This is a genomic window from Paenibacillus sp. P22, assembly GCF_000469945.2.
Lineage (GTDB): Bacteria > Bacillota > Bacilli > Paenibacillales > Paenibacillaceae > Paenibacillus_O > Paenibacillus_O humicus.
In genome coordinates this window covers 16035-29145 of the sequence record NZ_CBRA020000014.1, presented here as the reverse complement: position 1 = coordinate 29145, position 13111 = coordinate 16035, and the positions used below count along the sequence as shown (strand labels likewise).

Sequence of the window (13111 nt, the reverse complement as noted above, 5' to 3'; positions counted from 1 at the left end):
AACGCAATCATGAAAGCAAGCATTTACGATGTCGCCAAAAAATCCGGACTCTCGGTCGTCACCGTCTCCCGCGTCCTCAACCACGATCCTTCCGTGCGGGAGAAAAACCGGGAGAAGGTGCTGCAGGTCATGCAGGAGCTGGACTACCGGCCCAAGGCCGCTGCCCGCAGCCTGGCCAAGGGCAAAACGAGCCTGATCGGAATGAAGCTCTCGACGCTGGACGACTCCTTTTTCGACGCCGTCGTGAAGGTCATCAGCGAGAGGCTTGCCGAACGCGGCTACTTTCTCACCCTGTCGGTCTCCACGGACAAGGAGCCGGCCGGCTCTCCGCTGCTGTTCCAGGAGGAGCATGTGGACGGCGTCATCCTGCTCTCTCCGATGAGGGAGGAGGAGGACCGCAAGGAGCTGGAAAAGCGGGGCATTCCCTATGTCATGATCGACCATCAGCATCCGGCGCCGGCCGTGCCGGCCATCGTCGTGGACAACTACGCCGGGGCGCTGATGGCGACGAACCACCTCATCGGCCTCGGGCATCGGCAGATCGCCCATATCGCCGGCCCGGAGCTGTTCCTCAGCAGCCGCGAGCGGGAGAGGGGATTCAGGCAGGCGATGCTCGAGGCGGGCTTGGAGCCGTTCTCGATCGAACCGGGCCAGTTCCAGATCTCTTCGGGGCTGGAAGCCGCCGACAGGTGGATATCGGCGGGAAGGCTGCCGACGGCGGTATTCGCAGCCGACGACTATACCGCGCTGGGCATGATGGACGCCTCAAGACGGCGGGCATCCGCATTCCGCAGGATGTGTCGGTCGTCGGCTTCGACGACCAGATCATCGCCTCGCAGTTCCGGCCGAAGCTGACGACGGTGCGGCAGCCGGCGGAGGAGATCGGACGCCGGGCGGTGGAGCTGCTGCTCGCCTCGCTCGGGGGCGGCGGAGCGGAGCAGCTCGAGCTGAAGCCGGAGCTGGTCGTGCGCGAATCGACGTCGCCGCCCGGCGGATAGACATGAATGAGCTTGGAAGCATTCCGGCGATCCTGCCTTTCCATGCAGGCGCCGGGGCTGTCCATGCCGGACCCTTTTGAAGGAGGTGAGGCAGGCAAACGGGCATCGCAGAGGCAGTTCGCCATGGAACCGAGGTTGACCGCTGGCAAGAAGATCTTGAATGAGGAGGAATGATGTAATGGGAATCAAAGGAATGGCAAAAGGAAAAATCCAACCGAAAATGAGAACGCTTATCGCCATGGGGCTGTGCGTCGTCATGCTGCCGGCAGGAATCGCCTTCGGCGCCGGGGAAAGCCGGCCGTTCCCGCAGCATACCGCCTATACGGCGGGCACCATCAAGCCGACCAACGTCACGCAGAGCGCCATGGACAGCTCCGTCCAGAGCAAGTGGAATACCTGGAAGAGCAATTACCTGAAGACGGCGGGCAGCGGCAAATATTACGTAAAATACAACGACGCCGGCGAAACGGTATCCGAGGCCCATGGCTACGGCATGCTGCTGACGGTGCTCATGGCGGGTGCGGACAGCAGCGCCAAAACGTATTTCGACGGCCTGTACGCCTACTACAAAGCCCATCCGAGCACGAACAATTCCGCGCTCATGGCCTGGAAGCAGAACAGCAGCTTCCAGAACATCGAAGGCGCCGATTCCGCCACGGACGGGGATATGGACATCGCCTACTCGCTGCTGCTGGCCGACCGCCAGTGGGGCAGCGCGGGAACGATCAACTATCTGTCCGCGGCCAAGTCGGTCATCAATGCGATCATGCAGAGCGACGTGAACCAGTCGCGCTGGACGCTGCGCCTCGGCGACTGGGCGACGAGCGGCACGGAAGCGACGGCGACGCGGCCTTCCGACTTCATGCTGAACCATCTCAAGGCGTTCAAGGCCGCGACGGGCGACACCCGCTGGGACCAGGTGGCGAACCAGACTTATTCCATCATCAATACGATCTTTGCGAACAACAGCTCCACGACAGGCCTGCTTCCCGACTTCGTCGTCTATTCCGGCGGCACCTACAAGCCGGCTCCGGCCAACTTCCTGGAGAGCGACCAGGACGGCAATTACAACTACAACTCCTGCCGGACGCCATGGCGGATCACGACCGACTATCTCCTCAGCGGGGACAGCCGGGCACTGAGCCAGCTCAAGAAAATGAACAGCTGGATCCAGTCGAAGACGTCGAGCAATCCATCCTCCATCAAGGACGGCTACACGCTCACGGGCGGCGTCAAAGGAGATTACAACAGCGGAGCCTTCTTCGCCCCGTTCGGTGTCAGCGCCATGACGGATTCCTCCAACCAAGCCTGGCTGAACTCCGTGTGGACCAAGACGGCGGGCAGCGCGGCCGAAGGCTATTACGAGGACAGCATCAAGCTGTTCTCCATGATCGTCATGTCGGGGAACTGGTGGACGTACTGAGACAAGGCTTCGAGCGGAGAAGAGCATTATGAATGTCAAGGTCCGGCGGGCTGCTGAGCAGCCTGCCGGGCTTTTTTTTGTCCGTCAACCAGGATCGGCGGACCCGGGCGCCGGGGACAGTGTGGTTATCGGGCCTAATCGGGAGCCCGCTCATTCTAGGTAGGGACAGACCGGGTTTGGAGCAGCATGCAGATCCTGGACCTGCTACGGAAGGAGAGTTTATGAATATTCTTCTTGCCGACGACGATTCGGACATGCTCGCCATCGTCGCCGCTTCTTTTCGGAGTGAAGGCTTTCGCATTTTTGCTGTGCAAGGCTTTTGCACTTTTGCCGGATTACGCCGCCTGGCACGGCAAGGTCGAGTATTCGGCAGCCGATCTCAACCAGCTCTACGCGGAGAGGGTCCAGGCGGTCCGGGAGCGTCGCCAAGGAGAGTCCGATTATCGTGGATTCTTGAGCGGGTTCGGAATCCGAGGGATAAATTGCCTGATCGCCTACGGGGGAATTCGTGCAACAATTCTCCCGGCAGGGACGTCGGGTAGCTATGAATCCATTACGAGGTAAATAGTTTATCTCTAAAATGGGTAAGGGTATCCATACCCCAATTTACAGGAGGTCTTCATCATGAACATGCATTGGACGAAAAAAACCGCCTTCGCCGTTCTCGCCGCCGGGGTTCTGGCCAGCGCCGGATCCGCGCTGCCCTTCTCTTCCGCCCATGCGGCTGCTTCCACCGCTGCCGTATCGGCGCATGACCAGGCCGCTGCCAAGCTGAACAGCTTTTATAAACCGGCTCTCAAGGGCCAGTTCCCTGATTTCAACTCCTTCACGGTCGGAAAGACCACCCGCCAGACTGTCGTCAAGACGATCGGAGCGCCAATGGTGCCGATGAAGGACTCGGACGGATTCGACGTATATACGGCGGACATGGGCCATCCCGGCTACGCCTTCAATTACAAGCTGAATAAAATCCGCGAGATGCGCTACTTCGGCACGAACGTGGAGCGCCAGACGAATATCGGCGGCATTACGGTCAAGCTTCTCGTGCAGCAGTGGGGAGCGCCGGACGCGTCCGTCATCTTCAAGACGGGCAAGACGCAGCAGAAGAAAATCAGCTATGTGCGCGGCGATTACCAGCTTGATTTCATCTTCAACAACATCAACGGCACGGATTGCGCGCATATCAACCTGAAAGCCAAAACGTTGAAATAACGCCTGGCAGCCTGGTTCATGGGCGGAAAGGTTCATGACAGGCCATGCTCATGCCGCGAATAGAGAAGAGGCTGCCCGGGAACGTCCCGGACAGCCTCTTTTTGTTTGCTGGATCCTGCCCACAATCCGGCATCCGGCATTCCTTGGATCAGGAAGCCTTGTACTGCGCTTCGATGGACTCCCGGATCTGCTCAGGAGTTTTGCCTTCGGCCAGCATGCTGATGGACTGGGCCGCAATCTGCAGGCAGACGCCGCAGCGGGTGCCGTGGTCGTCCCAGACCACGGAGCCGTCCTCCTTCACTTCATGGACGAAGCAGTTCATGTTGCTCTTGTGGCCGGCGGAGCTTTCCATGCACCCGCAGTAGCACGGCATGCCCGAGAGCAGCTCCGTCGCCTGGCCGGCAGCCTGATAGACGAGCCGAACCTGCTCCGGCTGTCCGTCCAGGAACTTCGGCAGCGCGGAAGCCGAAGCCGTCGTCTCCTGCAGGTCGCCGCTGACAGTATGGACCTCGCCGTCCCCATGGTTGGAATGCCCCCCGCCGCCGGATGGAGCGTCCTTGTCCCCGCTTCCCGCTGCCGCAAGCGGCGGCCAGCAGCAGCAGGGAGAGGGAGCCGAGCAGCGTAATCCTTCGAATTTTTCCGCCAAACGCCATCATCATGTCGCACAGCCTTTCCGGGAACTCTCTATGCAAGCCTGCGGCCTTGCCCGCGCCAATGCGGAAAGAGGCTTGTCCTGCCCTTTCCGGCGCCAACGATGGCCGGCTTGTCCCCGCGTATTCTTTTTCTTACTATAACATAGGAAGATGCTGTTGACTCTCACGCAGCGTGAGGCCTTATCCTGAGGCAGAAGGGAGAGACGCGAACATGCTCAAGGTGAAGGAAGCGGCGGAGCTGGCCGGCATCAGCGTGCGCACGCTGCATCATTACGACGAGATCGGGCTGCTTCATCCGGAGGAAGCGACGGAATCCGGCTACCGGCTGTATTCCGACCGGAATCTCGCGATGCTGCAGCAGATCCTGTTCTTTCGCGAGCTCGGATTCCCTTTGAAGCAGATCAAGTCGATCCTCCAGGATCCGGACTTCTCGGAGGCCGAAGCGCTGCGGCTGCACCGGGATATGCTGCTGGAGAAGCGGAGGAGGCTCGATGCCATGATCCGCACCGTCGACAAGACGCTGCGGCATGCCGAAGGAGAGATGAAGATGAGCGGCAAGGAAAGGTTTGAAGGATTCGACTTCTCGTCCAATCCTTATGAGAAGGAAGCGCGCGAGCGCTGGGGAGACCTGAAGGTCGACGAGGCGAAGGCAGCCGCGCAGGGCATGACGAAGCAGGACCGGGAAGCGTTCAACGAGGTTTATCGGCGGCTGGCGGCTGTCCGGCATTTGCAGCCGGATTCCGCCGAGGCGCAGGAGGCGATCGGGGAGTGGTGCCGCATGCTCCAGACCTTCAGCGTGTATACGCCGGAGATGTTCCGCGGACTCGGCCGGATGTACGTCGACGATGCGCGCTTCACCGCCAGCATCGACAGGTTCGGCGACGGTCTGGCCGTCTTTATGCGCGATGCGATGGCCGCGTATGCGGATAGAGTCCAGGCAGCGGAATCCGGCGGGAACTGACGGCGAATAAGAAAGGAAAAGGCAGCTCCGGACCACGGTCCGGGCTGCCTTTTGCCAGTTGCGGAAGCTTAACGCTGCTGCTGTCCGACCATCTTCAGCAGCTCGGCGAGCAGATCGCCGGCCTTGGCAGCATCCTTGTTGGAGACAGTGGCGGAACCGGCGTTGCCGCTTGCCGTCGTTCCCTCGGAAGCTTCTCCTGTCGTTTCTCCGGCTGTTCCTTCTTCCGATCCTGTCGTGGAGCCGCCTGCCGTGCCGGCGGAGGCGCCATTCTGATCGAGCAGGCTCCGGAGCTTGTCGATCAGCTCGATCGCCTTGGAGCTTTCGATGCTGTCCACGTCCACTTGGTCGCCGAGGTATTCCTTGAGCTTCGCCTTGGCTTCCTCCAGGGTGCTGGCGTCCACGCTTTTGACGCCGTAAGTGCCCGCGGATTTTGTGTTCTCGGCTCCGTGGCCGCTGAAGCCGGCCGTTCCGCTGAGCAGCTTCTTCTGCATCGGATCGTAGCTTGCGGACGTCATGCCGCGCTTCGAGGAAGCGAGAATGACGTGGTCGTCAAATACGAATACCTTCACGCCCTCGATTCCGTCGGCCTTGAGCCGGGACTGCAGATGCGACGAGAAGCCGCCGCTGTGCAGGCCGGAGCTGCCGATGAGGCTGTAGGTCGACGTGCCGAGTCCATGCGTCGTTCCGGCATGCTCGTAAGTCGTCGTTTTTTTGTTCCGGTCGATGCTCGGAATCTCCGTCGTGCCGTCCGCCATTCCATACCCTGAAGCTCCGTAAGGATGGTGGCCGTCTACGCCCATGCCGTAGCCCGTTATCCGCTCCCCCGTGCGCTCCAGCGCGCGGGTGCCGCTGCGCGCCGATTGGCTTACGCCGCGCCCGGCGTTTTCGACACCTCTGACCGTTTCCTGGCCCGCTCTCTCCAAGCCCCGCACGGCCGATTGGCCGGCTCCATGCATCTGGTTTCCCTTTTCCTTGGCCGGGCCCGCGCATGCTCCCAGTGCAGCCATGCTGCTGACCAGCACGCCGGCGGCCGCAATCCGTATCGCTTTTCTCATCCGTCTTAACCTCCATCCGCATAATGACAAGCGCACATAGGTTATCCTTTTGATTTCAAATGTATAATGCTTTCTTCTTGGAAAATAATACGGGCATTACCATCTTGCAATCAGGGAGGAATCTATCCGCATGGATACAGACAAGCAGGGCTCCGGCGCGGACCGGAAGGATCCCGTCCAGGAGCCGTCGAGAAGGCGGTTTCTCATTCGGTCGGGCTATGCGCTGGGGGGACTCGTTGTCGGGGGAGCCGTAGGCGCGCTCATCAACCGCAAGCCGAAAGCCGAGGCGAATACGGGCAAGGAGGGAGAGGGAACCGCCGCCAAGGTTCCCGCCAACTTCAACCGGGCGCTCATGTTCTTCACCCAATCCCAGTTCGCGATCGTGCAAGCCGCCATGGAGCGGATCTATCCGGAGGACGACCATGGGCCTGGAGCCGCTTCCTTGGGATCCGCCTTCTTCATCGATCACCAGCTCGCGGGCGATTACGGCTTCAACTCCCGCGATTATATGTCTCCGCCCTTCTATAAGGGCGAGAAGGTCCAAGGCTACCAGGGCAGGCTGCTGCGCCGGGACATGTATCTCATCGGGCTTCAGGAAATGGACAATTACAGCCAGACGAAATACCAGAAGGGCTTCGCGTCCCTCGAGCCCGCGCAGCAGGACGAGGTGCTGGCTGCGTTCCAGGCCGACGAGGTGAAGCTGACGACGATCTCGGCCAGCGGCTTCTTCAACATGCTGCGCGCGAACACGATCGAGGGCGCCTACAGCGATCCGCTGTACGGCGGCAACGCCGACATGGCGGGCTGGAAGATGAGGAATTACCCCGGCAACCAGATGAGCTACACCAACATTATCGAGAAGGAATTCACGAAGATCGCTCCGCAAAGCCTGCAGGAGCATATGGCGATCCATTAGCCGGAAGGAGCTGTCAGTATGGCAAGGAAATTACCGAAAACCGATGTCGTCATCGTCGGGGTCGGCTGGGCAGGCGGCATCATCGCCTCCGAGCTGACCAAGCAAGGTCTGGGCGTCGTCGGACTGGAGCGAGGAAAAGAGCGCAAGACCGAGGACTACTTCATGGTGCATGACGAGCTTCGCTACGGCGTGCGGTACGATTTGATGCAGGATTTGTCCAAGGAGACGATCACCTTCCGCAGCAAGGAGCAGGTCAGGGCGCTGCCGATGCGGCAGTACGGCTCCTTCCTGCTCGGCGACGGGCTCGGCGGCTCCGGCGTGCACTGGAACGGACAGACGTTCCGCTTTTTGCCCTATGATTTCCAGATCAGGACCAAGACGATCGAGCGCTACGGCAAGGCGAAAATTCCGGACGGCATGACGCTCCAGGATTGGGGCATCACGTACGACGAGCTGGAGCCTTACTACGACAAGTTCGAGAAGCTGATCGGGCTGTCCGGCGAGGAAAATCCGCTTGGAGGCAAGCGGTCGAATCCGTATCCAACGCCGCCGATGAAAAAAACGCCCGCCATGCAGAAATTCATCGAAGCCGCCAAAAAGCTGAACCTGAATCCCTATATGCAGCCTTCCGCCAACCTGTCGGAAAACTACACGAATCCGGACGGAGTGTCGCGCGCGGCCTGCCAGTACTGCGGCTACTGCGAACGGTTCGGCTGCGAGTACGGAGCCAAGGCGGATCCTGTCGTGACCGTCATTCCGGTCGCCAAAAAAACGGGGAAATTCGAAATCCGCACCCATTCCCATGTTCGCCGCATCTTACATACCGGGGGCAAGGCGACAGGAGTGCTCTATACCGACGTCACGACCGGCGAGGAGATCGAGCAGCCGGCGGATATCGTCGTCGTCACGAGCTACGTGTTCAACAATGCGCGCCTGATGCTGATGTCGGGCATCGGCAAGCCGTATGATCCCGCCACCGGCAAGGGCGTCATCGGCCGCAACTATGCCTATCAGGTCATCAAGGGCAATGCGGCGGGATTTTTCGAGAACGAGGAATTCAACAACTTCGCGGGCGCGGGCGCTCTCGGCGTCAATCTCGACAACTACAACGGGGACAACTTCGACCATAGCGACCTGAAGTTCATCCACGGCGGCTCCATCAGCATCGGCCAGACCGGCCAGCGCCCGATTCTGAACAACCCGGTCCCATCGGGAACGCCGGCATGGGGAGCCGAATTCAAGAAGAATTCCCTGAAATACGCCAACCGGGTGCTCTCTGTCGGAGGCCAGGGCTCGTCGATGCCGTTCCGCCATCACTTCCTCGATCTCGATCCGACCTACAAGGATACGTTCGGCGACCCGCTCGTGCGGATCACGTTCGACTTCGAGGAGCAGGACCGCGAGCTGGCGGTGTTCCTGGCCAACAAATCGGCCGAGATCGTCAAGGAGATGGGCGCCAGCCATGTCGACCAGCTCAAGGAGCTGGGGCCGTACGACATCGTGACCTACCAGTCTACGCATAATACGGGCGGCGTCGTCATGGGCGACTCCCCGGAAACGTCGGCGGTGAACAGCTACTCCCAAAGCTGGGACGTCGACAACCTGTTCGTCGTGGGCGCAAGCTCGTTCCCGATGAACTCGGGCTACAATCCGACCGGAACGGTCGGGGCGCTCGCTTACCGGGCCGCGGAGGGGATATTGGAATATCGCAAGAAGGGCGGCAGCCTGGCGAAATAAAGCTTCAAGGGCCAACCGAACCGGTTGGCCCTTTTCCTTGCGCATTTGCGTGCGGCTACCGCGCGGCGCCTCTGGCGCATGATAAGGTCTGGCACCAGTCTTTTCCCGGATGCCTGGGCCAGATGAACATAACATGGCAAAGAGGCTGCCTCTCGCCGAAGCGGCGCTTGAGACAGCCCCATTCAAAATATATCTGCCCGAAGCGACAGGCTAGTTCAGCTGCTTGCGCTCTTCCTTCGACGGTTCGATGACATCGTCGTCGACGATGCCTTTGGTCGAGTTGCGGAACTCGCGCAGCGTATCGCCGAAGGCGCGCCCGAGCTGAGGAAGCTTGGCCGGGCCGAACACGATCAGGGCAATGGCGAAAATGATGACCAGCCCGGAAATGCCGATATTGTTGAACATGATGTTGGTCTCCTTTCAGATCAGATCGGCCGGCGCGGCTGCGGCGCTTCACGGGGAGGCGACGGGCTGCGCTCGGCGGTTATAGAGCCTGACGGACAGGAATGCGCTGATCTCGTACAGCACGACGAGCGGAATCGTCACCGACAGATGGGAGACGAAATCCGGCGGCGAGATGCAGGACCCGACAACGGCGAGCCCGAGATAGGCGTATTTGCGCGTCTGCTTAAGCCTGGCCGGAGTCAGCATGCCGATCCGGGTAAGGAACAGAATGACGAGCGGCATCTCGAAGGCAAGCGCGAGCGGGAACACGACGCTGAACAGGAAAGAGAAGTAGCGGTCGATGCCGTACGTTTCAACGGCGCCTACCGTCCGGTTCATTTTTTGCATGAACTCCAGCATCATCGGGAACACGACCCAATAGCTGAAGGCCAGTCCCGTCAGGAAGAGCAGGAAGGAGGCCGGAACGTACATCAGCGTCCCCTTGGCTTCCCTCTCGGTGAGCCCGGGCTTGACGAAAGCCCACAGCTGGAACAGGACGACCGGCAGCACAAGTACGAGGGCGAACAGCGTCGCGCAGCGCAAGTAGACGAACAATCCATCCGTGTAGGCGAACACATTCCATTGAACGTCTGTTCCGGCATGCGAGCGGATCAGCTTCAGCAAATGGGGGGAGGCGTACATGCCGCCGCAAAATGCGGTGACAAAGCAAGCTCCGACCACGATCAACCGCCGCCGCAGCTCCTCCAGATGGCGGATCCATTCCTCCTGCGCGGACATTGGGCAGCACCTCCTTTACCGGTTCGGGCCGCCGGCAGAACGTTTGCCTCAGCGGTTTCCAGGTACAGGAATAGATTCTCCGAATGGAGGAGGCCTTATGCACCGAATGAAACGGCAGTACGCGAAAAGCAGGCATGAGGAAGGAAAATTAGGGGATTCTACATGTATCCGAAAGGATAATTGAAGGAGGCATGTACCGATGGATTCCAAGAAAAAATGGCTGCTTGCGGCCGTGCTGGCTCTGTTCGTGCTTGCGGCTGCCGCCTGCGGCGGAGGCAGCAAGAACAACGGCGGGACAGGCAACGCCGGTGAGTCGACGCCGGCCGGCAATGGCGGAACGACGACCGCTCAGGCGGAGGAAGTGTACAAGTACAAGTCCAACTGCATCAGCTGCCATGCGGCCGATCTGGGGGGAGGCGTCGGCCCGAACCTGCAGAAGATCGGCGCCAGCGAGTCGGCCGAGAATATCCGCCATCAGATCGAGAACGGAGGCGGAGGCATGCCGGCCTACAAAGGAACGCTCAGCGACGCGGATATTACCGCGCTCACCGACTGGCTTGCCTCCAAGAAGTAAACAGCCGCGAAAATCCCCGCAGCCTCGCGATGAGGAGCGGGGATTTTTTGCGTTCAGGCTTGCCGCTGAGAGGCGCATGCCTGTGAGCCGGGAGCGGCTGCACGCTTCCTGCCAGCCCGGAGCCCTGAACAAGCGCATTCTTTCATGATAAGCGCATCTGCTTCATGGCCTGCGCCCTGCCTCATGGCAAGCGCATTTTTTCATGACATGCACAGGTGCTTCATGGCCAGCGTATTTTTTCATGACGTGCATCCCGTTTCATGCCATGCGCCCCGTTCCATAGCCGACCATCCTGCCTCATTCCTCAGCGCCCCCTGTTTCATGCCATGGCCTCCTAGTTTATGGGTCTATATCCATTTCCAAAAGATCCCTGACGAGGAGCCATGATTTAATTGACTACTTAAATAACCGGATGTATGATAAATGGCGTTGGCGGCGTCCGATGCGAATCCGTCCGATTTCACGTTCTCATTCCATCATTCTACAGGTAAGGAAGTCATGTCGAAATGAAGATCATTCTACGGCTGGGCAACCTCCGTTTTTTGCTGTTTACCCTTATTCTGCTGGCCAAGAGCGCTCTGGCCTGGTATATCGTGTTCGAAGACGGCCCCAGCTGGACCATGCTGCTGACGGAAATTCCGTTCATGTGGGCCGTATTCTGCCTGATCGAGTGGCTGGCTTCCAAGCGCAAGCTGCTGTATTACACCTTGGCGGATCTGGCGTTCACTTTCCTGTATTTCGCCGTCCTGATGTACTTCAAGTATTACGGCGTCATCGTCACCTACCACCAGCTCAACCAGGCGGGCAAAGTGACCGAGGTCGGGGAAAGCACGTATTCCTTGATGGATCCTTACTATCTGCTCGTCTTCGCCGACATCGTCATCCTGCTGTTCCTGCATGTGCGCCTGCGGATGAAAAAGAAATCCGGCTATGTCGCGAGCAGGCTGCTTCCGTACCGGAAGCCTGCGGTGCTCGGCATTCTCGTTCTTTCCGTGGCGCTCTGCGTCTTCGATATCTGGCCGAACCGGGCCAGCATGAACGAGAGCAAGCAGGCGGAGGAAATGGGCATCCTCAATTATGAATTCTACACGCTGCTGTCCGACGGCATCGAGAATTCCTCGGTCGAGACGGTTCCGGTCACCCAGGCGGCGATCGACGAGCTCAAGGGCGTCCATCCGGATGCAAGTCCGGTTGCCTTCGGGGCAGCGAAGGGCAAGAACGTCATCATCATCCAGATGGAATCGTTCCAGAACTTCCTGATCGGACTCAAGGTGGACGGCCAGGAAATTACGCCGAATATCAACAAGCTCGCCGATGAGAATTACTATTACAAGAACTTTTACAGCTCTGCTGGCTCCGGCACGACCTCCGACGCCGAGTATGTGGTCAACACGTCGCTGTACGTTCCCGCTCATGAGCCTGCGGTGCAGGCGCTTCCGAAGAACGGCCTTCCGAGCCTGCCCAAGCTGCTCCAGAAGAGCGGCTACGAGACGGCGACCTTCCATACGAACGACGTCCAGTTCTGGAACCGCTCCGAGCTGTACCCGGCTCTCGGATGGCAGCATTATTATGACAAAAGCTATTTCGGAGACGGAGATCATGTGGCGTTCGGCGCCTCGGACAGCGTCCTCTTCTCCAAAACGATGCCGAAGCTGGAGGAGATGAGCGCATCCGGCAAGCCGTTCTACGCGCAGATCATTACGATGAGCGCCCACCATCCGTACAATATCCCGGAATCCAAGATGACGCTGGATCTGCCGGACAATCTGGACGGCACGCTGCTTGGCCGTTATTTGCAGGCGCAGCACTTCGCGGACCAGGCGCTTGGCCAGTTCATCGACGAGATGAAGAGCAGCGGCATGTGGGACAACAGCATGGTCATGTTTTACGGCGACCATCAAGGTCTGCCCGTCTATACGCTCGACAAGAATGAAAAGACATCCATCGATGCGATGATCGGCCATGAATACAGCTATGCCGACATGTTCAATATTCCGTTTATCCTTCATGCTCCGGGCGTTACGGGACCTTCGGTCATTACCGAAACAGGCGGACAGATCGACATTTTGCCGACTGTGGCGAATCTGGCGGGAGTTTCGCTTGCGGACCAGATCCACTTCGGCACCGACCTGCTGAATCTCAAGGGACGTCCGAACATGCTGCCGGTGCGGCATTTCCTTCCTACCGGCTCGGTCATTACGGATTCCGACGTGTTCGTTCCCGGCAATGCGTTCGAGGACGGCACCAATTACCCTCTCGTGGGCAAGGACACCGGCGGACGCAAGACGACCGAGGATGAATTCAACCGCACCCTTGAGCTGCTGAAGCTGTCCGACAGCTACAGCCAGACGCTGCGGGATGAGCCTTGATTCATCCGGAAATGCTGAAGACAGCCATGCT

At 59.5% G+C, this 13111-nt stretch carries 11 protein-coding genes and 1 pseudogene; 8 read left to right on the top strand and 4 right to left on the bottom strand.

Annotated elements, in window-relative coordinates; all coding sequences use genetic code 11:
- Positions 1 to 9 precede the first annotated feature (9 nt).
- From BN871_RS04320 to BN871_RS04305, 3 genes and pseudogenes are all read left to right on the top strand, one after another.
- Positions 10 to 998, top strand: a pseudogene (locus BN871_RS04320) (LacI family DNA-binding transcriptional regulator).
- Positions 999 to 1176: 178 nt separating this feature from the next.
- Positions 1177 to 2421, top strand: a complete 1245-nt coding sequence (locus tag BN871_RS04315) for a glycosyl hydrolase family 8 (protein ID WP_232312802.1) — start codon at positions 1177 to 1179, stop codon at positions 2419 to 2421.
- A gap of 624 nt (positions 2422 to 3045) precedes the next feature.
- Complete coding sequence (locus BN871_RS04305) at positions 3046 to 3633, top strand: YjgB family protein (RefSeq protein ID WP_048744783.1); 588 nt, start codon at positions 3046 to 3048, stop codon at positions 3631 to 3633.
- A 148-nt stretch (positions 3634 to 3781) separates the two neighbouring features.
- Here the strand turns inward: BN871_RS04305 and BN871_RS04300 are convergent, their stop codons facing one another.
- A complete protein-coding gene (locus BN871_RS04300; protein ID WP_083436224.1) occupies positions 3782 to 4279 on the bottom strand; it encodes a PCYCGC motif-containing (lipo)protein in 498 nt (165 codons plus the stop codon).
- A 218-nt stretch (positions 4280 to 4497) separates the two neighbouring features.
- On the opposite strand from BN871_RS04300, the gene BN871_RS04295 reads away from it, so the two are divergent.
- Positions 4498 to 5247, top strand: a complete 750-nt coding sequence (locus BN871_RS04295; RefSeq protein WP_048744782.1) for a MerR family transcriptional regulator — start codon at positions 4498 to 4500, stop codon at positions 5245 to 5247.
- 68 nt (positions 5248 to 5315) lie between these two features.
- On the opposite strand, the gene BN871_RS04290 is transcribed toward BN871_RS04295, so the two are convergent.
- Positions 5316 to 6302 carry a hypothetical protein gene (locus tag BN871_RS04290; RefSeq protein ID WP_048744781.1) on the bottom strand — a complete coding sequence of 329 codons (987 nt, stop codon included), beginning with the start codon at positions 6300 to 6302 and terminating at the stop codon, positions 5316 to 5318.
- Positions 6303 to 6432: 130 nt separating this feature from the next.
- Between BN871_RS04290 and BN871_RS04285 the strand changes: the two genes are divergently transcribed.
- Both BN871_RS04285 and BN871_RS04280 read left to right on the top strand, forming a co-directional pair.
- On the top strand, positions 6433 to 7218 hold the full coding sequence (locus BN871_RS04285) for a gluconate 2-dehydrogenase subunit 3 family protein (protein ID WP_048744780.1): 786 nt from the start codon (positions 6433 to 6435) through the stop codon (positions 7216 to 7218).
- 18 nt (positions 7219 to 7236) lie between these two features.
- The gene (locus tag BN871_RS04280) at positions 7237 to 8955 is read left to right on the top strand and encodes a GMC family oxidoreductase (RefSeq protein ID WP_021881517.1); all 1719 of its coding nucleotides are present in this window, start codon (positions 7237 to 7239) and stop codon (positions 8953 to 8955) included.
- 210 nt (positions 8956 to 9165) lie between these two features.
- On the opposite strand, the gene BN871_RS04275 is transcribed toward BN871_RS04280, so the two are convergent.
- Entirely contained in the window at positions 9166 to 9360 is a 195-nt protein-coding gene (locus BN871_RS04275; RefSeq protein ID WP_048744779.1) for a twin-arginine translocase TatA/TatE family subunit, read from the bottom strand.
- Between the two features lie 48 nt (positions 9361 to 9408).
- A complete protein-coding gene (tatC, locus tag BN871_RS04270) occupies positions 9409 to 10137 on the bottom strand; it encodes a twin-arginine translocase subunit TatC (protein WP_021881515.1) in 729 nt (242 codons plus the stop codon).
- 199 nt (positions 10138 to 10336) lie between these two features.
- Between tatC and BN871_RS04265 the strand changes: the two genes are divergently transcribed.
- Both BN871_RS04265 and BN871_RS04260 read left to right on the top strand, forming a co-directional pair.
- Positions 10337 to 10711, top strand: a complete 375-nt coding sequence (locus tag BN871_RS04265; protein ID WP_053086934.1) for a cytochrome c — start codon at positions 10337 to 10339, stop codon at positions 10709 to 10711.
- Between the two features lie 506 nt (positions 10712 to 11217).
- Positions 11218 to 13080 carry an LTA synthase family protein gene (locus BN871_RS04260; protein ID WP_021881513.1) on the top strand — a complete coding sequence of 621 codons (1863 nt, stop codon included), beginning with the start codon at positions 11218 to 11220 and terminating at the stop codon, positions 13078 to 13080.
- Positions 13081 to 13111 lie beyond the last annotated feature (31 nt).

Excerpts from the sequence above, each read along its gene's own strand:
- BN871_RS04315 (WP_232312802.1), top strand. The coding sequence starts at position 1,177 with ATGGGAATCAAAGGAATGGCAAAAGGAAAAATCCAACCGAAAATGAGA.
- BN871_RS04305 (WP_048744783.1), top strand. The coding sequence starts at position 3,046 with ATGAACATGCATTGGACGAAAAAAACCGCCTTCGCCGTTCTCGCCGCC.
- BN871_RS04295 (WP_048744782.1), top strand. The coding sequence starts at position 4,498 with ATGCTCAAGGTGAAGGAAGCGGCGGAGCTGGCCGGCATCAGCGTGCGC.
- BN871_RS04290 (WP_048744781.1), bottom strand. The coding sequence starts at position 6,302 with ATGAGAAAAGCGATACGGATTGCGGCCGCCGGCGTGCTGGTCAGCAGC.
- BN871_RS04285 (WP_048744780.1), top strand. The coding sequence starts at position 6,433 with ATGGATACAGACAAGCAGGGCTCCGGCGCGGACCGGAAGGATCCCGTC.
- BN871_RS04280 (WP_021881517.1), top strand. The coding sequence starts at position 7,237 with ATGGCAAGGAAATTACCGAAAACCGATGTCGTCATCGTCGGGGTCGGC.
- BN871_RS04275 (WP_048744779.1), bottom strand. The coding sequence starts at position 9,360 with ATGTTCAACAATATCGGCATTTCCGGGCTGGTCATCATTTTCGCCATT.
- tatC (WP_021881515.1), bottom strand. The coding sequence starts at position 10,137 with ATGTCCGCGCAGGAGGAATGGATCCGCCATCTGGAGGAGCTGCGGCGG.
- BN871_RS04265 (WP_053086934.1), top strand. The coding sequence starts at position 10,337 with ATGGATTCCAAGAAAAAATGGCTGCTTGCGGCCGTGCTGGCTCTGTTC.
- BN871_RS04260 (WP_021881513.1), top strand. The coding sequence starts at position 11,218 with ATGAAGATCATTCTACGGCTGGGCAACCTCCGTTTTTTGCTGTTTACC.